This window comes from Parabacteroides sp. merdae-related_45_40, assembly GCF_001915675.1.
In genome coordinates this window covers 36,825-55,309 of sequence record NZ_MNQY01000043.1, presented here as the reverse complement: position 1 = coordinate 55,309, position 18,485 = coordinate 36,825, and the positions used below count along the sequence as shown (strand labels likewise).

At 39.7% G+C, this 18,485-nt stretch carries 19 protein-coding genes; 4 read left to right on the top strand and 15 right to left on the bottom strand.

Going from position 1 to position 18,485, the window contains the following annotated elements; translation table 11 throughout:
- Position 1 precedes the first annotated feature (1 nt).
- From BHV83_RS04920 to BHV83_RS04865, 12 genes are all read right to left on the bottom strand, one after another.
- Complete coding sequence (locus BHV83_RS04920; protein ID WP_005865540.1) at positions 2–1,108, bottom strand: glycosyltransferase family 4 protein; 1,107 nt, start codon at positions 1,106–1,108, stop codon at positions 2–4.
- Between the two features lie 76 nt (positions 1,109–1,184).
- Positions 1,185–1,946, bottom strand: a complete 762-nt coding sequence (locus BHV83_RS04915; protein ID WP_286756582.1) for an acyltransferase — start codon at positions 1,944–1,946, stop codon at positions 1,185–1,187.
- Between the two features lie 27 nt (positions 1,947–1,973).
- A complete protein-coding gene (locus BHV83_RS04910; RefSeq protein WP_227154285.1) occupies positions 1,974–2,912 on the bottom strand; it encodes a GT-D fold domain-containing protein in 939 nt (312 codons plus the stop codon).
- 58 nt (positions 2,913–2,970) lie between these two features.
- Complete coding sequence (locus tag BHV83_RS04905) at positions 2,971–3,966, bottom strand: glycosyltransferase family 2 protein (protein ID WP_195320165.1); 996 nt, start codon at positions 3,964–3,966, stop codon at positions 2,971–2,973.
- Positions 3,963–5,027: an acyltransferase family protein gene (locus BHV83_RS04900; protein WP_005865532.1), complete on the bottom strand. Its 1,065-nt coding sequence runs from the start codon at positions 5,025–5,027 to the stop codon at positions 3,963–3,965. Before BHV83_RS04900 ends, BHV83_RS04905 begins: the two co-directional genes overlap by 4 nt.
- A 15-nt stretch (positions 5,028–5,042) precedes the next feature.
- On the bottom strand, positions 5,043–6,086 hold the full coding sequence (locus tag BHV83_RS04895) for an EpsG family protein (RefSeq protein WP_286756577.1): 1,044 nt from the start codon (positions 6,084–6,086) through the stop codon (positions 5,043–5,045).
- Positions 6,087–6,244: 158 nt separating this feature from the next.
- Positions 6,245–7,732 (bottom strand): MATE family efflux transporter, encoded by a 1,488-nt coding sequence (locus tag BHV83_RS04890; protein WP_227157556.1) that lies wholly within the window; start codon positions 7,730–7,732, stop codon positions 6,245–6,247.
- Positions 7,733–7,887: 155 nt separating this feature from the next.
- A complete protein-coding gene (locus BHV83_RS04885; protein ID WP_009018606.1) occupies positions 7,888–10,314 on the bottom strand; it encodes a GumC family protein in 2,427 nt (808 codons plus the stop codon).
- 10 nt (positions 10,315–10,324) lie between these two features.
- Positions 10,325–11,128 carry a polysaccharide biosynthesis/export family protein gene (locus BHV83_RS04880; RefSeq protein WP_005865524.1) on the bottom strand — a complete coding sequence of 268 codons (804 nt, stop codon included), beginning with the start codon at positions 11,126–11,128 and terminating at the stop codon, positions 10,325–10,327.
- Between the two features lie 23 nt (positions 11,129–11,151).
- Positions 11,152–11,949, bottom strand: coding sequence for a WecB/TagA/CpsF family glycosyltransferase (locus tag BHV83_RS04875; protein WP_005865522.1), 798 nt, complete (start codon positions 11,947–11,949; stop codon positions 11,152–11,154).
- 61 nt (positions 11,950–12,010) lie between these two features.
- Positions 12,011–13,246 (bottom strand): glycosyltransferase family 4 protein, encoded by a 1,236-nt coding sequence (locus BHV83_RS04870; protein ID WP_195320167.1) that lies wholly within the window; start codon positions 13,244–13,246, stop codon positions 12,011–12,013.
- 157 nt (positions 13,247–13,403) lie between these two features.
- Positions 13,404–14,213: a hypothetical protein gene (locus tag BHV83_RS04865; RefSeq protein ID WP_005865518.1), complete on the bottom strand. Its 810-nt coding sequence runs from the start codon at positions 14,211–14,213 to the stop codon at positions 13,404–13,406.
- Positions 14,214–14,335: 122 nt separating this feature from the next.
- On the opposite strand from BHV83_RS04865, the gene BHV83_RS04860 reads away from it, so the two are divergent.
- The 4 genes from BHV83_RS04860 to BHV83_RS04845 all read left to right on the top strand — a co-directional run bounded on the left by BHV83_RS04860 (position 14,336) and on the right by BHV83_RS04845 (position 15,987).
- The gene (locus BHV83_RS04860) at positions 14,336–14,596 is read left to right on the top strand and encodes a DUF4248 domain-containing protein (RefSeq protein ID WP_009018605.1); all 261 of its coding nucleotides are present in this window, start codon (positions 14,336–14,338) and stop codon (positions 14,594–14,596) included.
- A gap of 235 nt (positions 14,597–14,831) precedes the next feature.
- On the top strand, positions 14,832–15,305 hold the full coding sequence (locus BHV83_RS04855) for an HU family DNA-binding protein (RefSeq protein ID WP_005865514.1): 474 nt from the start codon (positions 14,832–14,834) through the stop codon (positions 15,303–15,305).
- Between the two features lie 43 nt (positions 15,306–15,348).
- The gene (locus tag BHV83_RS04850; protein ID WP_005865512.1) at positions 15,349–15,459 is read left to right on the top strand and encodes a smalltalk protein; all 111 of its coding nucleotides are present in this window, start codon (positions 15,349–15,351) and stop codon (positions 15,457–15,459) included.
- A gap of 12 nt (positions 15,460–15,471) precedes the next feature.
- A complete protein-coding gene (locus BHV83_RS04845; protein WP_005865510.1) occupies positions 15,472–15,987 on the top strand; it encodes an N-acetylmuramoyl-L-alanine amidase in 516 nt (171 codons plus the stop codon).
- Here BHV83_RS04845 and BHV83_RS04840 read toward each other — a convergent pair whose 3' ends face one another.
- The 3 genes from BHV83_RS04840 to BHV83_RS04830 all read right to left on the bottom strand — a co-directional run bounded on the left by BHV83_RS04840 (position 15,988) and on the right by BHV83_RS04830 (position 18,485).
- Positions 15,988–16,713 carry a tyrosine-protein phosphatase gene (locus tag BHV83_RS04840; protein WP_005865508.1) on the bottom strand — a complete coding sequence of 242 codons (726 nt, stop codon included), beginning with the start codon at positions 16,711–16,713 and terminating at the stop codon, positions 15,988–15,990.
- Between the two features lie 99 nt (positions 16,714–16,812).
- A complete protein-coding gene (locus BHV83_RS04835) occupies positions 16,813–17,949 on the bottom strand; it encodes an MraY family glycosyltransferase (protein WP_005865505.1) in 1,137 nt (378 codons plus the stop codon).
- Positions 17,946–18,485: a UpxY family transcription antiterminator gene (locus tag BHV83_RS04830; RefSeq protein ID WP_005865503.1), complete on the bottom strand. Its 540-nt coding sequence runs from the start codon at positions 18,483–18,485 to the stop codon at positions 17,946–17,948. The genes BHV83_RS04835 and BHV83_RS04830 overlap by 4 nt, the downstream gene beginning before the upstream one ends.

Here is an 18,485-nt window from a genome sequence, read left to right as displayed (position 1 = left end):
TTTAAGATCCTTGATATAACTTGAATATTTGCCTTACGTTTGTTGGCAGAAAAAACTTTCTCATAACCATTTCATATCCGTTCTTGATTATCATTTCCTTTTCACCGCTGTTTGTCCTTAGCTTTTTGATTGCTTTTACGATCTCAGTCGATTGCTCTGGTATCAATAAAGAGCACAACTGTTCTTTATTGAAATCCCGCAATCCGGGAACATCATATAATATTGCCGGAATTTTGCAAGCCAAGGCTTCTATAGTAGTTAAGGAGATGCCTTCATAGTGTGAAGTCATAAGATATACATCAGAAACAATAAGGAATTTTCTCACCTCTTTTTGATTTCCCATAAAACGAATTTTGTTCTCAACTCCAAGTTTTCTTGCCAAAGTTTTTTCTTCTTCGGTAGTATCTCCTTGTCCAAGGTGAAGATACATTAGATTATTTTTTTCTTTTAGCAAATCGGGAAGTGCTTTGATAATGTCATGATGCCGTTTATTAACACTACAACCTCCTACGGAAATTATAACAAAACTATCTTTTGAGATGCCAAGTTCTTTTCTAACAGCTTGCTTCTCTGCCTTATCAGCCGGAAAGAATCGTTTATTCCCAAACCAATTATAGATTTTTATCGTGTCATTATGATAATATAAACGTTCATTATCGTACACACTATCTGATATCGTTTGGAATTTACAACTCAACAAATTCTTTGCACTCCATCTTAACCATATATGGTAAAGGTATGAAATAGGTCTGGACTTAAAGCAACTATGAAAAGTGTAGACAGAACGTATTCCCGCCAGACATGCAACCAAAGCCATATCCCATTTCATATTCGATGCATGGGTATGAATGACATCTATTCCTTCTTTTTTCACCAACCGGACTATTTGTTGGCAATAACTCCATCTGGTAATCAATCCACTCGGACAAGGTAGATGATATACTTTGTAACCTGCATCTTTAAACATGTCGGCATATTTACCCAACCTTTCTGCCGAATTTATAACATACAATTCACACCCAAGGCTTCTAAATTCATCGGCTGCATCAACATACATGATCTCAGCCCCAGAAAATTTCAATTCGTATAAAACATGCAATATTTTCATCGCTTATAGAATTACAACTTTTTAGTTACTTTGTGGATCAACAATTATTCAATAAATATACTACAGCTTCATTTCATCATTCATAAAAGAAAAAATCTGATTCAGCTAACCACATTTCAGTCATCTTACTTTTTTTGAAGAAAGCTCTGATTTCCATCTCTTTCTGTGCGGAAAAAACACGCTGATCCCCTAATCGAACCACTTTACCAGGACTACCTGCTATAAGTATTCCATCATCATGGTAACCTAAAAAACTCTTATTCACAAAACTCCTACTTGCCACAATGGTATTGTCGGGAAGTTGAGTACCCCGCATAAGGGTAGTAGAATTTCCAATCCAGTTCCTATTCCCCACTTCGATAATTCCCACACAATCCTTTACCAAGCCGTCTTTCTGAAGTATATAATGAAAGTTCGTATCACAACAAACACAATCGAAAGCGAACTGGCTATACGCTCGAATAAATATCCGATTGTTACATAAGATTTTACATCCACCTGAAAAACAGACATTTTCTCCCAGTTGCAATATTCCATCATTGATGCGCAAAGTACAGCCTGAAGAGAATCGAACGTCACCTTCTAGTACCATCGTACCATTTATCATAAACAATAATGAGGGAGCTGGGGTTGGATAAAAATATTCATGATTCTTGGCAAACTTGACTATTCCAAAACGAGGAGAACAGAGAAGCTTTACCGAAGAATTACTTATGATTAATTGCGTTTTCCCATAAATGACAATCGGCAAATGAATAGCTTGCTTGAAAGGAAGCAACTTAAAGTTTACAACCAATGTCTTCCATACATGAAAATGATATTTTCTGTATGTCTTCATGATTAATCGAAGTAAAGCATACATAAATCACCAATAACAATTGTTTTCTACTTTATCGCTATGTACCGTACGATATGCGTCTGGACTAACCCATGCAGGATTAGAAAAATATTTCAAATAGCAATCTTCTGGAAGCCCCACATCAAGTGCAATTTGTGGATTTTTCCAACGAATACCCTTGATACCAAACATCAATTGCAAGCCACCGCCAAAATGAACGGCTTGTTTGCCTATTTTTTTCACATGTGCAGCCAAAGGAAATCCATAAGCTCCGCATCCTATCAGACAGATATCAAAATCCGCTTTTCCTATTTCCCGCTTCATCCATTCCAGTGCGTCAAACCAATCTTTGAAACCTTGGTTGTCGCCACCCAGACTTTGTACAGCCTTTACTGTCCTTAGCTCAAAGTCCGGCAAAACATCTTTATTGTCAAACAAATCAGAACGACGGGCGTATTGCGCTTCGATCAGTTCGGCAAACGGATGAATCACAACAACCTTCTTCCCTTTCAATACTCTTGACCAAGGTCGAGATGTTACGAATGGATCAAAGAAAGATAAGGGTATAAATAATGGATTGCACATATAAGGTCGGAGAATATGTAATCCTCTCTGTACGGTCTCAAAAGACCCACATATATCCAGCAAAGAAGCGTCTTGAAGCATCATTTCGCAAAACCGGGAAAGATGCTCAATGTCAGGAGGGAAGAATCCACTCCAATTTTGCATTTGGTTCATGACGTTCTTGTTCCACCACCAATCAGAGACATCACCTCTCAGATATTTTTTTAGAAGAGGTTTTCCTTGGCGAATGCTTAAGTAATTGAGAATGCAAGCCATTTCCGTAGCTCCGAAGCGTGCAATCATGCAAGGCCTCTTGGAATCAAGTAAAGTATAGATTGCATCCGAAGCTTTCAGAGGATCGGTTTCTTCAACTATGACGGCTGATTTCTGAAATCCAGTCATCTTGCCATAAATTTTACGCAAGCTCCTCCATAGCACTGTTTCTATGTACGTCATTTGTTTACCAATTTAAATATTGTGGATTAATTTTATTCAAATCACATTTATCACCCCATGTAGGATACCTTCTTAACCTCCAGCGAACTTTCGTCAGGTTTATGTAAAGAATAGCGACTCTTGGATAATGCGCTATCAAGCTGAGCTCAAAAGGATAAAACAACTTTTTGACATCAAAGGAAAGACGTTGTATAAAACGGAGCAACGCTTCGTTATCTTTAAGAGAAAGTCTCCTTTTAAAGTCATGAAACAAAAAATACCTAAGATAAATATTCAAAGATTCATTCCCTTTTTCACTTACCCGCAAGCTATCTTCCATACCGATATTGTAATACATCAATTTGGATTCTTCAGCTTGAGGCGTATTGGGGTTTTGAGTCGTTTGACCTGGCACATCCCCCCTATACTTATTTAAAGGAATACCACAATAAAAAACTGGCGCTATCAAAGCAACAGCTTGTATAAGAAGATAATCTTCGTGATAAATCATGTGTGGAATATACCTATGCGTCCGATTAAATACGCTTTTCTTTAAGACAGTTCCGCTTGTCTGCCCAAACAGAGAAACATTATGAAACAGATTAATTTCTCCTTGATAATTCTCAAATCCTTTTGGTATACAATAAATAGAGCGAGAAGCACCTTGAGCGATAAATGCACATAGAAACAATCCGCATCGGGGGTTGTTTTGAATATGTTTGGTCATGATTTTCAGATAATCGGGATGCCATTCGTCATCGCCATCAAGCAAGGCTACATATTCACAGCGAGCTTCTTCTACCCCCCTATTCCGAGCGACACTTACGCCTTGATTTTCTTGATGAAATATCCGTATCCGGTTGTCGTGAAAATGTTGCTGGATTATCCCCACTCCATTGTCAGTCGATCCGTCATCGACTATAATGACTTCAAAATCCAGATACTCCTGTTTGAAAACCGCATTCAAAGTATGCACAATCGTATGCGCTTTGTTGTACAAAGGAATGACAATAGAAATCATATTACTTTTATAATTTTGTTATTAATATACTTCGATCCGCGATTTAGCATGAATGCCGTTACTATGGATAGTGTATAACATACTATTATCAATGTACCTCCATAAGAATAATAGTTTTTCGATAAATAAATAAAAATACCATGTACAAGATATAATTCATAGGAAATTCCTCCTAAAAATTTAAGACTAGTCAAGTTTACAATTCCTAATACCTGAATCACCCATACCATCACTATGGGCAATGTGACGTTTAATGCGATGAGAGAAGCGATTTTCATTCCATCAGAGACAAATCTGAGATAAATGAATATAAAAACCAACAAAAACAATATTGATCCAACAAAAAATGAGATCAGTTTTTTCCGCACAAACGATTGAACACCCTGGCTCATACAGGCATATTCTATACCAATATTAAAGGACAAGACGGACGTATACCACCAATAACCCCAGCCCAACAATAAAATGCAAGCGATATAGGCAAAAGAGCCAATCCACATCCAATTCAACGCTTTTCTACCTTGCACTCCGCATATGGAAAAAACGGCATGAAAAAAGATGTATAAAATGAAAAGTGCATACATATACCATGAATTGGGCAAAGGAGGGTTGCCTAAAGTCATTTCGTAGCAAATATTCCATGCAGACAGATGTTCAAAACACATCCTTATACAGATAAAAATACAGGTCGCAATGAGTAAAGGCGGTAACAGTTTCAAAAACCTTTTTTTATAGAATGAGTCCAAGTAAATTTTCCCTTTCTTATGTAAAGAAGCCATCAAACCATATCCGCTTATGAAAAAGAACATGGATACGGCCCCTCCTCCGAAAAAGGTAAACTGACTGACAAGCATACGAAAAGACGGCGATAAGCCCGGAAAAGAAGTGACACCGGACAAATGATGCAAAACGATTAACAAAACCAATATGCCCCGCAGGGAAAGGGTTCGGTCTACATTGAACGGACTGAACAATATCTGTGTTCCATTCCACCGATGTCTGAAAACAGTTAATCCCGCAAGAATCACCAATGCAATATAACAAATGCAATATAAGTACATGAGTTTATTTATCTGTCACAGGTAATCGAAAATACTTCTATACACGATGTCGTTAGAAGAAGCCAACCAAATAGATGGTGTGCTGAAAAAGCGGAAAGCAAAGCACAGCGGAACAGTTATCAAATAATAGTCACATAAACTCCCCTTTGCCGTAAAGAAATAGGGAACCACTAACGGCATGAAAAAGAAACGGATGATGAAATAACGGGTCTGCATGAGCGGCATCGAGGTCATGAGCAGGCACATGGAAATCAAAATCAAGAACAAGTTGTTAATATAAAGTTCGCACTTTCGCCGTTCGCTATCAAAGAAAAACGCTTTGACATAAAGAATAACCGTAACCGCCAAGAACGGATATACCGCCGAAGGCTGTATAATATCTTTCAATGCATATGCATTTGAAGCGGTAGCTAACCGCTGGAATGCATAAAAGCTACTGGAGGAAAATATGGACAGGTTGGTAAACAGGATGTAAAGTAATCCAAATCCCAAGACGATGTAGATGTAAAAGCGAAAAGAAGCTTTCTTTCCTAAACGAATAAACAAGAATGGAATAAAAAAACCTGTCATTGTATGCGTGAAAAAAGAGATAACCAGCAAAGGATAAAGAATACGTCCGTTGGTGCATCTTTCAATAATGGCATACAGCATCATTGACATGGCGAACTGCTGGCGCAGCAAATTATTGCAGATGCCATTCACTTCTGTCACAAAAGCAAATAGGCACAAAGAAGCAACAAGGAAACGGGGGGCAGCTTGAATATAGTTCCAAAATTTATAAATGGCAGCAAATGTGAACATATAGGTCAAAGCAACAATGAAATTCGCATAAGAAAGGAAATCTCCGTCAAACAGATAATAGCCTATCAGATTAAATGCCTGCCAGACATATTCCTTTGTCGTGAAAAAAAGATAAGTGAGTGTGTCGGTTATTGCCGCATTATGAAAATTATAATAATAGTTCCCCGCCCAGTCACTCGGCTCTCCTAAATGGAATGACCGTGTAGACTGCAAACACCACATGAACAAGGTAAGAATAATGACCAAGTAGAATGCCATTGATTTTTCTTTTGAAACAAAAACAAAAAACAATGTTGACAGTACCCCCAAAAAAGGGTTAAGCAAAAAAATCAGAGCCAATGCTGCCTGAATTTTCCAAACTGCTTTATTGTCGGTTATTTTTATCTGACAGTCCATCAATGATACCTCCCAATAGTTCATGATTCCTTTTTATTTGTCTTTATCAAAATAAATAGGCTATACAAGATTCTCCTTTCTTCCTTTTGGCAGCAGATGCAATAGAATGAGACTGCAAATATTAACATGGTCAATGTCACCGAGAAGACCAAGGAAGATATGGAATTTACAGCAATCGCCATCATACACGGATATGCAATGACCAATGTGAGCAGGACGGATGCGGATACAGGTAGTATCGCTTTAAGGATAAAATAGCGAGCCGGTATGTTACAATCAGTTCTTGCGCAATACAAAGCTATGGAATAAGTCATTATCGCACCAAAAAGCAATGCGATTATATACATGAAATAAGGTTGAAAACCCATATGGAAAACTATATATATAAGAGGTAGCTGAATGATATTGGTAAAACTGCTTAATATCTTAAAACGCCTGATACGACCAGTGGCTTCTATTGCCCTTGGAACGGTTACACACAAAATGTCGACAAAGGTCTTCAACAACTGAAAACGGATAAACACCACAGTCCACTCTGGAACTTCTTTTAGCCATATTTTTAAGATGTAGGGTGCCTCCAGAAATACAGGAATCGCAATTATCGAAAATAGTGCAGATGAGAATTTGGATCCATAAATTACAGATTTCAAAAACAGATTCCCATCATGGGCACCTGCACTCTTTCCAATTACCGGATTCAAAGCTTTAGTCATACCCGATGATAAAGCTTGTAGCTGCCCGTTCAGTTGAGTCGTGATACCCTGTGCCGCATTCAGAAGCGTTCCAAAAAAGTGGTTCAAAAGAACGCTTTGTCCCTGTATACTAATGATTACAATCATTGTATTCAACAGATTCCATCCGAAAAAACTTGCCATTTCTTTCATCGTATCCCGATCGAAATAATGTTGTATGGACAAGGTACATTCAGCATAATGTTTATGGCAATATAATAGCATGATAGAAAGAGTGATAAACGGAATACATGCCATCAATACCCCATAAACTATCAGCCTGTCATGCGATGCATATACACAGGCAAATGCCACAAACAGTTTTAAGACAGATTCCAGAATACCTACAAAAGCATAATAGCGCATATTCTCACGGGAATTAAGTACCGCATCGTATGGAACAGTCATGACCGTAAACATCGTACTAGCCACTAATCCCCCATAAACTATTTGGGCGGCATGAGCTCTTTCCATGGGTATGTTCAGAATCCCGTTAAAAAAAATATATCCATTGATTATCAATGCTATTCCCGCAACAATTGCCACAATGAAATGTAACAGGATACTAACATTGAATATTACCGTTTTCTTCTCATAGTTTCCGGAACCTTCGGTGTAGGACATAAAGCGTTGTGTGGCACTTGCCATGGATATATTTAGGAATCCCAACATCGCAATGGTGCCCCCAACGATATTAAATACGCCAAAATCCGAAGCCCCCAACGCCTGAAGAATGATACGGGTGGTGTACAAAGAGATGAACATAGTGATGCCCATCCTAACATACAGATAACCGGTATTCCTAATTACACGTGCGACCGTTGTCGACATAGTATCTATTACTTTCCTGTTATATATTCAAAACCTTTATCTGATCGTATTGCCAGTCATTGCAACGAACCTCATCTACAAAGCGCTATGGTATGCAATAATCAATTCTCATCTGTATAGTAATTATAAGAATGATATCCATATTTATAACCATAGTGTCCACCCCCCATGTCAGTCCCGTTAAGAACAAGCGACATGTTTTTATATGTATTTTTACGATAGATTTTTTCCAGTTCCGGCAACATGGCGCGATCCAGAAAACCTGCCCGAACTATAAAAATAGTGTAGTCGGCATATTGTCCAATGATCTGAGAATCCGCCATGATGTTGACAGGGGGACAATCAATGAAAATATAATCGTACCGAGTACGCACCTCCGCCAGCAGTTGTCCAAAACGGGCGTTGAGAAGTAATTCGGTCGGGTTCGGCGGAATGGTACCTACCGGAAGGACATGTAGATTATCGGACAAAAACCGTTTCCCATTCTCATCAGTGTATTCTGAGTCAGCATCCAGTTCTATTTTCGAAATGAAAAGTTTCTCGATGTCATTGAATTCACCAGCCAGATAATCACTCAACCCTTTTTTGTGAAAGTGAATAAACTTGGATATGGCATTCCTACGCAAATCGCCATCAATAATCAAGACTTTACTTCCTTTGACAGCCAGACTAATTGCGGTATTTATTGTAAGAAATGTTTTTCCAGAACCTTGAACGAAAGAAGTCAGTATAATTATTCTTGATTTTTGTTCCTTATTCACAATAAATTCCAGATTAGTCCGCAATACACGGAAAGCCTCATTCATGATGTCGCGTTTTCCATTCTCAACAAGTATGGCTGGAGAGTCCCAATCTGTTTTCTTTCCGTGAAAGTAATTTTTTCTTCTCTTTTTGGAATTCCACTGCGGAATTTCTCCGAGGAACGGTAAGGAAAGTTCCACCACATCCTTTTTATCACGTACTTTCGTATCTAAACTCTTCTTGATGAGAAGAATGGTTGCTGGTATCAATAAAGAGAGGACAAATGCGAACAGAACAATTTTTCTCTTTTGTGGCTCTACAGGAATATCATTTCCATAAGGAGGTGTTATGACACGTGTATTGTTGGTGATGAATGCCTGTGCCAGTTCGTTTTCCTCCCGCTTTTGAAGTAAAAACAGGTAGAGAGATTCCTTCACTTTCTGTTGCCGTTCAATAGATAGCAGGAACTTAGCTTGGCTTGGATTTGCCGCAAGATGTGCCGTAACCTGACTTTTGTCTTTTTGAAGGCTTCCTATCTGCATCTCAAGTTTGTGGTATTGGTTATCTATGGAAGCGATGATGGCTTTACGTAATTCAGCCAGAACTTCGTCCATATCCATAACCAGCGGATTCACTGTGCTACTATTGGCCATCAATCCATTACGTTGCAGTAATTTCCCATTATATTCCGATATTTGATTTTCGATACTCATATTCTCAATGCCGGAGTTGACAGGTAACAATTTCTCCTTGTTGGCATTGTCCAACAGATAATTCCGAACATAGCGAGTCATATATAATTGGTTGTTCAACGATAAGAGTTGTGCGTCAGCAGCACTGTTCTGTGATATGTATAAGTCAGAAGCTGCCTGTACATCCGGAAGCAAGTTCTCACTTTTATAAGAAGATATGTTTTCATCCACGCTTCCCAACTCACGTTCTATTATATTAATACGCTCGTTGATAAACATGGAGGTGGCCACCATTATCTGATTTTTGTCTTTCATCCAATTCTCGTTATAAACAGCTACTAACATGTTGAGTATTTCTTCTATTCTAGATATGCTGGTATCTTTGAAAATCAATTCCACAATAGAGCTTTTTTCATTGTACTGCGTGACGGTAAGTTTGTTGTTGAAATTTCTTATCGTAGATAACAGGGGATCTATCGTAACATGCAGGACATATTCGTTATCGGCCGTATATATGGGCGTAGGCTCAATGAGCAATCGTCCCAATGGAGATGCTATCGTATCAGAAAGAGTGGCACTGATGTCGGAAGGAAGTGAAATCGCATCCCCTTTCCAGATAAAATCTGATAACTTAACTTTGTTGCCTTGGAGGTGCATAGTAAACTCTCCGGACTCGTTACCCTGCCAATCGGGCATGGATACCAAGACGGGTAAGAAAGGACCATATAGTTCCTTACCATGAAACCTTCCCGGAATGGCATAATGAATGTATAGATTCAACCGCTTCACAACTTCGGTCATAATGGAAGGAGATTGCAGGGCAACTATTTCGTCCAAGACATTCGATTTAGGCTGGATGATACCTAAATCTTCAAAAGATTCGAAATTCGAGGGAAGCGATTTGCCTTGCATGTCACTTTGAATTTGTATCGTCATGGTACGACTAAAAACAGATGGGGATCTTAGTACATATACTACTCCCATACTAGTAATCAACAATATGGAAACCACAAACCATTTCCAATTTAAGATACAAAGAGAAATAAAATCTTTTATTCTAATAAAGTCTATTCTATCTTCTTTAGGAATTTCCATAAAATACGAATTATAAAAAGATTGATATTAATGAGGCAATAAGTGAGGTCACAGAAATCCAGAAAGATGTACTCCGAATCGTATTGCCATTGACCGTGGATTGATTGGCACGGACATTACCCGGTTCCACATAAACAATGTCATTCTGTTGCAAATAGTAAGCTGGGGATGAAAACAGATCCTCTGCGGAACATAAATTTACGCTATAAGAATACCGTGTGCCGCCATTCTCTCGTAATACAAATACTTTGTCCCGTTTGCCATAGATGGTCAAGTCTCCGGCCATACCGATAGCATCAAGCAGTGTGACCTTGTCCCGGTCTATGCTATAGCGCCCCGGCGTTTTCACTTCACCCAGAACCGAGATGCAAAGATTGGCGAACTCGACTGTTACCACAGGGTCTTTTAACAATTCGCGGGAAATCAACTCCTCTTTTATCAATGAGGCGATTTCTTTCCTTGTTTTTCCGTTTACATTTATTGCCCCCAATACCGGAAATTCTATATACCCCTCCAAATCAACCGTATATGAAAGAATACCGGAATTATTACTTGTCGTGCCAATAGCTTTAGCCGTGATTGCCAAATTGAATAATTCAGCCAACTGAGGTTCCCTGCTGTTTATCAGAATCGTTATCTTATCGCCGGGGAGCACTTTGATATAGTGGGGAGAGAGTGAAGTGAAAAGTTCACTCTCTCCGGGTTTCAAATCTTGAAAATAGGCTATTCTTTTACTTGAAGAACAAGAAGCTAAAAAGCACAAGAATGTCAATACAAGCAGGTACTTGTCTAATTTCCGGTAAAATACTTTCATAAAATCAATTGGGTTAAGGATTATCATTCCTTTTCGTTAGTTTCATTATCGTTTTCTCTGAAGAAACAGTTGTTATTATATACTCCCGTTTTTCGTTTTCGTTCGATTTCCCTTAGTAGCAATTCTGGCAGAGTAAATAGAATCATTCCACACCGCTTCAATTGCTTCTTGGGTTCTCTGAATATTCTGTACACGAACTCCAAGTGCCATTTGATGATCCACTTTGGAGCACGCCTTGCTTCCACGCCACTATAGAATTTAAAAACAGCCCCAACCGCAATCATGACCCCTCGTTTCAAATGGGGCTTTAATCTATCCATAAAATATTCTTGTTTAGGAGCTCCCAAAGCTATCCAAATAATATCAGCCTCGTCAGTTTCTATTTCTTTGGCTATGTTGGCATAATCAAATTCCTCTACCGACATATAAGGAAGTTCCAAGAAGGTCATATCAGCCACATCCGGGTTTTCTTTTGACAAATTGCTCTGCAACCCTCTCAATATGGCTCGTGATGTTCCCAAGAAGATCATCCTGTACTTCCTGCTATGAATGATGTCCATAAAGATTTGGCTTCCGCAATATTGCTCATAACGCTTTCCGTAAATCCAATGGATATACAACGGGACGTAACTGCTGTCACAAATGGAGAACATCCCACCATTGACTGTTCTCAGATAGTCAGACTTCCTGTTCGCTGTGCCCAACACTACACCATCTACTACACAGATATAGTCAGAACCTAATTTTTCCAGCTGCCGTGCTATAGAAGTATGAACCCGTTGTTTGTCAAACTCGTAGTGGATATTAAAGAATGTATTCATAATAACATAATGAATAGGTTTATTGTACAATCAATAAGTAAACTTAATCAGTCAGAAGAAATTATTTTTTTAATATTTCCTCATAATGCCTTACTAACTTTTTTGCTTTTGCTTCCCATGTTAGCTCTTGTCTCTTTTCTAACATTCTGGTTGATATGTCATTCAAGACAGCTCGGTTTTGATATAATAGTGAAAGTTCATGAGCAAAATCTTGAACTGATTTATAAGGATTAGATAATTCAACTGTAATACCTGCAAAATCTTTTACTATAGGACCAAAACCGCAAGTGTTAAAACACAGTATCGGCAATCCTACCGTTATGGCTTCAAGCACCACCGTGGATGTAGCTTCCATGATTGAAGTAAAAAACATCAAATCAGATGAAGCCATCATCTTCAGAATTTTATCATGAGACACATTCCCATGCCAGTGGCATTTCGAGGCTATTCCACAAATTTCGGCCATACGTTTCATTTCATTCACGGCATCATCGTTCCCTGTACCACAAATATGCAGTTCCACATTCCGCTGATTCATGGCTGTTATTGATTTAATCGCTATTGGAAGTTGTTTGCGAAAGTCAAATTTTCCTATCCATATAATTTTAAAAGGCTCGTCAGATTTACTTGTTTTTCTCCGAAAAGTAGAATTGGAGTCAATTCCAGTTTCATTGATTAGTAAACTGTTTTTCTGATAGTGATTCGATAGGATATCACTGACACTTTTTACAGCGGAAATTAATATATCCGCTTTTTGAATGGCTGCATGAACCCTTGACGAATATAAGTATTGATATTGGTTAATTATATTTTTAAGATAATTAAACAACCTCTGCTTCATTGGAACTCCTAGCAGATATTCCATTGGCATCAATTCCATCCCTCCGATGGGTCCCCAAACAAAAGGAACTTCTTTGATCTTCCACAAATAACCTGGTTCACGAAATCCAATCATATTCAGTTGATGAAGAATATCTATTCGGTTTTTTTTTATAATTTGTTTCGCTATTTTCAACGTTTGTTTTTGCCAGTTCCGATAATACCAGTAAAACCTCCAGTCACCTTGGTTCCAACACATCTTTCTCACTTTAGTGGGAAGTGGATTGTAATAAAAATGAAGATGATCCTTTTGAGAAAGTGACATCATAGCCTCCTCTATGTTATCCCGAAATTCACCCTCAGTTATCACATACACATTGCAGTATCTGGCGATGTTGACAACCCAATTCCACCCCATTCCTTGTTCGCTGCCCCAATAAGGATTGACAGCATAGGCATTTACAAGAACATTTATCATTTTCGTTTAGTGCTCAAATTAGAGTATACACCAATGTATAGGCACTTTTATAGTACCTATCTAGTGTTATGTTAAAAATTAAACGTCAGATAATCCCAAGTCTACTTATCTTGTAACTTCACTGTACTGATTATACTATGATTGAGCCCTAATTTGACTACCAACCACTCATCTCACACTCAGCCAATCTTTGTGCATGACTCAGTGACAAACTTCTTATACCTTTATATATAGATATGTATTCCACCTCCGGATCTTCTTCTCCAAAGATAGAACGTAGATTGGCGATAGTTACCAGCATATCTTTTGCCGCACCCTCCAGTTGAAACCAATTTAAAGTTCCGGGGGGATCGAAAACTTGGGAAACATTATAATAATCATTAAGAGACATGGAGATATTTTGGGCATCATCCCAACCCTGTGTCGATTCGCAATAGTTACCTCCAATTTCCAAATCACTCTCTTCAACCTTAACTAGTACAGCATTACTTGCCGAAGCCAACTGCATGATTTGACGAATCAAATCCTCATTATCTGTTTGGAACCGGATCTGTATGGTTACATCCGCAGTTCGAGAAGGACTATTGGCTCGCTGCCGGGTAAGACAGGCTTGTCGTAACCGAGCTTCCTCTGTTTTACGCTCAGCCTTTACATCACAATCGTCCAGCATTTTCCGCACATGGAAGGTCACGGAATGGGGCTTGGCTGTTTTTTCCATACAAGTGAAAGGCAGTAAAACCGTAATAAATTTTTCACTAACGGCCTTGACCGCATCTATGTCACACGACACGTACATCGCCCGAATGGCTTTTATCGCTAAATCGGCATTATGATTACATGTCTCCAACAATTTTATATATTTCTTCGCTTTCTCCATACCGTGGAAATGCCATGCCAACTCCAACACATTGTCCGGTTCTTCGGGATAATGACGGTGAAGTGATTTTTTATATTCTTCTTTATTCATTGTATATTATATGGAGAGAATTACCCCTTGATTGTTTTTGAAGTGTTTAGATATTTTTTGCAGATATTCCACGCTTTGTCACAAACTATATAGTTTCGCAATATCATCCGGATGTAAAAGCAATGAACAGTTTTCACCTAAAACTCTTTTTTAATATGAACAACACGAATTTCCGAATCCGCCCGTACTCCAAAAGGGAGTTGGCGAGGCTCTATTTTCCGGATACGGTCAACGAGGAATCTGCCATCGCAAACCTCCGCAACTTAATGAAGCATAACCCCCACCTGATCGCCGAATTGAAAGGAGCGTACTATAAGACTTATAACAAGACGTTTACACCTAGGCAAATAGGCATCATCGTACAGTATCTCGGTGAACCGTAAGCGGGGACTGAAGCCATTAGTTATTCACTTCCCGAGCCGCTAGTTATTCACTAGGTATAGCCGTTAGTTATTCACTTGACAAGCCATTAGTTATTCACTTCGGAAATGCCTTAAACGAAACAACCGGAATGAAACCGAAAGCATCGGAAAGTGAGGTTTTCGACTTCCTTACTTTTGTATCAGTCAATGACATTGATAAAAATAACAGAGTATTCACTATTAAAATTTTAACATTATGGCACAGCCTTTTTATGCTAGAAAAATCGATTTGAACATTGGCCCTCGTAAGGGAGAAACTGTTTACAGTGCTCAAGCTTATTATTATGGTACAATCACTACCAAGCAGGTGGCTACCCAGATCGCACAAGAGTCGGCCTTGACACCAGCCGACGTGATCGGGGTCATCGAACGTCTCGCTTATTTCTGCCAAACCCACATGGCGCTTGGTTACAAGATCAAGCTGGACGGATTGGGCATCTTCTACAACGAGTTGCTCACCGAGAAAAGCGTAAGCACACCCAAGGAGGTGACAGCCAAGCTGGTGAAAAGTATCCGACCGGCGTTTAACGCCGAGTATACGATCCTTAACGGGACGTTCCGTTATGCGCTCCTGCCCGAGAAAACCAATTTGGTGAGAATCGACTTTAAGGGTGGGGTACCTATCGTAACTCCCGAGGAAGGGGATTCCGAAAGCCCCGGTGAGATCTGATTTTCATAAACTATACATTATTTACCTCAAAATTTGAACAGACATGAGCAAATCAAGTAAAATCGATTGGAAGAAAATAGTCCAAGCTATCGTACAGGCTATTATCGCAGCCTTAACGGCATTAGGTGTATCTTCCTGTGTTTCTCACTTCTAAATTCTAGTGACAATGACGCAAGAAACATTTCCCATGATTGTCGGCGGAGAAGAGACGCTCAACGAGCGTACCCTGCTGACGCAAGTGGAAAGCGGATTAATGATGAATGGGGCGGACTCTGTCCGCTTCATCGTCATACATTGTTCCGCTACCCAAAGTGACCGTGACTATACGGTGGAACAGCTTCTCCGTGACCATAAGGTACGGGGATTCCGTACCATCGGCTATCATTTCTATATCCGCAGGAGTGGAATCGTGACACAGCATCGCCGACTGCTGGAAGTAGGTGCCCATGTCCGTGGACTCAATCGTTGCAGCATAGGTATTTGTTATGAAGGCGGATTGGATGAAAGCGGCAAAACCGCCGATACCCGTACCCCGGAACAGAAGGAGCAATTGAGGGAACTCCTGTGGAAACTCCACACGCTCTTTCCTCATGCGCTTATCGTGGGGCATCGTGACTTGCCCGGCGTAAAGAAAGCTTGTCCCTGCTTCTCGTGCGATGAATATCGTTACTTGTTCCATTAACTATCCCGGGAAATGTGTCGCTATGATGCCTTGCAACATTCGAGAGACATTTCCCGATATTCTTTTCTTCATAACACTTTCTTTCCAAAGCTTAAGGCTATGAATATCAGTTCCACAGAGTTGATAATAGCCGTTTTTCAGTAGCCACTCCTCCTTACCTCGAACCTCCGGACCATATGCACCAATCAAGGAAAGGAGATTCAATTGGAACCTCACGTTCATACCTTTCAATCGCCAATAATCTTTCTCATTCATATAGGTATATCGTTCGGGATGCGCCAGTACAGGTATATAGCCTTTTGCCTTGATCCGAAGCAGAATATTATTTAATCCCATCGGAGGATTAAAATAGGAAGTCTCCACTAGCAAATGTTTTTGAGCCTTGCCAATCGGCAACAAGTCTTCCGAGGCCAGTCGCTCCTCAAATAAGTTATCCAACATGTATTCCGCAGCTAAATGGAGAGCTATACCTCCGGAATAATATTGAAGAAGAAGCTGGAAACGTTCTCTCAATTTCTCGCTCGTGTTGGGAATGTCTTCCATGACATGGGGAGTAAGCCAAATAGATTTAACTCCTAGTTTCTCCAAACAATCCAACGTATCCAAAGATTCACCCAACGTCTGTATACCATCATCCACCCCGGGTAATATATGTGAATGGTAATCAGTAAATCCCTCCAAAATACCGCTTCCCACAAGACTGGTCTGCTTTTTGAAAAACCACATCCTATTTATTCCTCTTTCGTATATCCAGCGTAGCCGTAATGGTAGCCATATTTGTAGCCATAACGGTTACGAATAATGAGAACTCTTATTGATATAAAATTAATTGATTTCATTGATGCTACTTTTTTCCTTGTAAAGGATGATACACCGGTTGATGATAAGATGTATCAATGCCCACAACAACATATTTAGTACCAATAACCAAGTAAGATTTAAAACCGGGGACAGCAGGATATTCATCCCTATGAAAAAGAAGGAGATTAACAGGACCGTCACCAATACCGTACGGACACGCATACCAGTCCGCAACAACTTATGATGGATGTGATTCTTATCCGGTAAGAAGGGATTCCTGCCTTTACGTAATCGATGCAACACCACACGGAAGACATCAAGAAGAGGAACCAAGAGCGTCGAGAATGCTATAACCATATAAGGGTTTGTCCGGACCTCCCCATCTGAATGTACGACACTTAGTTGTATTACCAAGAAGCTGAGGATATAACCGATCGTCAAGCTTCCTGTATCCCCCATGAAAAGTTTGTGCCCACGCTGAGCGTTGCCAAAAACGTTATAGAACCAGAAAGGTATCAATATACCTAACGTAGCTAACGCCAACAATGCATAAAAATAAGATCCGTTAGATATACAGATAGCCGCCAATACGGTAAGCGCGATACAACTCAAGCCGGAAGCCAAGCCGTCTATACCGTCAATCAGGTTAATAGCGTTGGTTATATAAACGACTATCAAAACCGTCAAAGGAATACCCACCCACGAAGGAAGCATATAAATTCCGAACAAACCGCCTAACGAGTTAATCCATGCCCCCGGCAACACCAATAGGATCGCCGTAAAAACCTGAACAACAAATTTGTAACGATAACCGACACCCACCAGATCATCTGCCACACCAATGAGATAAAGTAGCATACAACCACTGACCCAAAACAGTAACTCCAACAAACTTCGATCGGTTAGCAAACGAGCTATCGGAATCCCAACGCAATGGAACAGACCGATTATCAAACAGAGCGACACGAGTATCGCCGGGAAGAAAGAGATACCTCCCAAGCGGGGAACAGGTATGGAATGCACCTTACGCTCGTCGGGCTGATCAAACAATCGTTTCTTATAGGAGATCAACAAGATATTGGGGATAAGTATCAATCCCTGTAAAATGGATATCAAAAAACCACCTGATAAAAAAAGACCGGTCTCTATTATCGTTCTCATATTTTTTGAATAAAGCTTTGTGGGATATAGGAGGTCGCTACGGCACAGACCCCCTGAATGGCGACAACCAAACGGCTGTTTTTCTTGATCCTGCAGATATATCCTTCCGCCCCCTTGAATTTCCCGTCAATCACTCTCACACGTTCTCCCCGACAAAACTTGGTACTGTCAGCCCCCAAATATTCCATTCCTTTCTCGCCGGATGACGTGACCAACATGAAAATATTCATCTCCCGGTCCGGAATGATAAGTGGCACCTTTTTCAATTCCTTATCTCTTGTATACAGGATCACCTTGTCCGTGAATTGCCTCTGTATCTCCATCGCACGCAATGTCGTAGAATGAAAGAACAGGATTGAACTGATAATTGGTTTACGTATGATCTTTCTTACTCCATTCCGCATGACCACCGCATACTCACAAGGGAAATAGCAATCGATATCATCCTTCTTGAGGGATTCCTCGATCTCAAAAACTTTGTTATAAAATACTTTTAGCGCAAACCAATGGTTGCCGTCAAGTGTTATTGTTTTCAA

What these genes read in the sequence shown, in the direction of transcription:
- BHV83_RS04920 (WP_005865540.1), bottom strand. Translation starts at nt 1,108, where the DNA reads ATGAAAATATTGCATGTTTTATACGAATTGAAATTTTCTGGGGCTGAG.
- BHV83_RS04915 (WP_286756582.1), bottom strand. Translation starts at nt 1,946, where the DNA reads ATGAAGACATACAGAAAATATCATTTTCATGTATGGAAGACATTGGTT.
- BHV83_RS04910 (WP_227154285.1), bottom strand. Translation starts at nt 2,912, where the DNA reads ATGACTGGATTTCAGAAATCAGCCGTCATAGTTGAAGAAACCGATCCT.
- BHV83_RS04905 (WP_195320165.1), bottom strand. Translation starts at nt 3,966, where the DNA reads ATGATTTCTATTGTCATTCCTTTGTACAACAAAGCGCATACGATTGTG.
- BHV83_RS04900 (WP_005865532.1), bottom strand. Translation starts at nt 5,027, where the DNA reads ATGTACTTATATTGCATTTGTTATATTGCATTGGTGATTCTTGCGGGA.
- BHV83_RS04895 (WP_286756577.1), bottom strand. Translation starts at nt 6,086, where the DNA reads ATGGCATTCTACTTGGTCATTATTCTTACCTTGTTCATGTGGTGTTTG.
- BHV83_RS04890 (WP_227157556.1), bottom strand. Translation starts at nt 7,732, where the DNA reads ATGGGCATCACTATGTTCATCTCTTTGTACACCACCCGTATCATTCTT.
- BHV83_RS04885 (WP_009018606.1), bottom strand. Translation starts at nt 10,314, where the DNA reads ATGGAAATTCCTAAAGAAGATAGAATAGACTTTATTAGAATAAAAGAT.
- BHV83_RS04880 (WP_005865524.1), bottom strand. Translation starts at nt 11,128, where the DNA reads ATGAAAGTATTTTACCGGAAATTAGACAAGTACCTGCTTGTATTGACA.
- BHV83_RS04875 (WP_005865522.1), bottom strand. Translation starts at nt 11,949, where the DNA reads ATGAATACATTCTTTAATATCCACTACGAGTTTGACAAACAACGGGTT.
- BHV83_RS04870 (WP_195320167.1), bottom strand. Translation starts at nt 13,246, where the DNA reads ATGATAAATGTTCTTGTAAATGCCTATGCTGTCAATCCTTATTGGGGC.
- BHV83_RS04865 (WP_005865518.1), bottom strand. Translation starts at nt 14,213, where the DNA reads ATGAATAAAGAAGAATATAAAAAATCACTTCACCGTCATTATCCCGAA.
- BHV83_RS04860 (WP_009018605.1), top strand. Translation starts at nt 14,336, where the DNA reads ATGAACAGTTTTCACCTAAAACTCTTTTTTAATATGAACAACACGAAT.
- BHV83_RS04855 (WP_005865514.1), top strand. Translation starts at nt 14,832, where the DNA reads ATGGCACAGCCTTTTTATGCTAGAAAAATCGATTTGAACATTGGCCCT.
- BHV83_RS04850 (WP_005865512.1), top strand. Translation starts at nt 15,349, where the DNA reads ATGAGCAAATCAAGTAAAATCGATTGGAAGAAAATAGTCCAAGCTATC.
- BHV83_RS04845 (WP_005865510.1), top strand. Translation starts at nt 15,472, where the DNA reads ATGACGCAAGAAACATTTCCCATGATTGTCGGCGGAGAAGAGACGCTC.
- BHV83_RS04840 (WP_005865508.1), bottom strand. Translation starts at nt 16,713, where the DNA reads ATGTGGTTTTTCAAAAAGCAGACCAGTCTTGTGGGAAGCGGTATTTTG.
- BHV83_RS04835 (WP_005865505.1), bottom strand. Translation starts at nt 17,949, where the DNA reads ATGAGAACGATAATAGAGACCGGTCTTTTTTTATCAGGTGGTTTTTTG.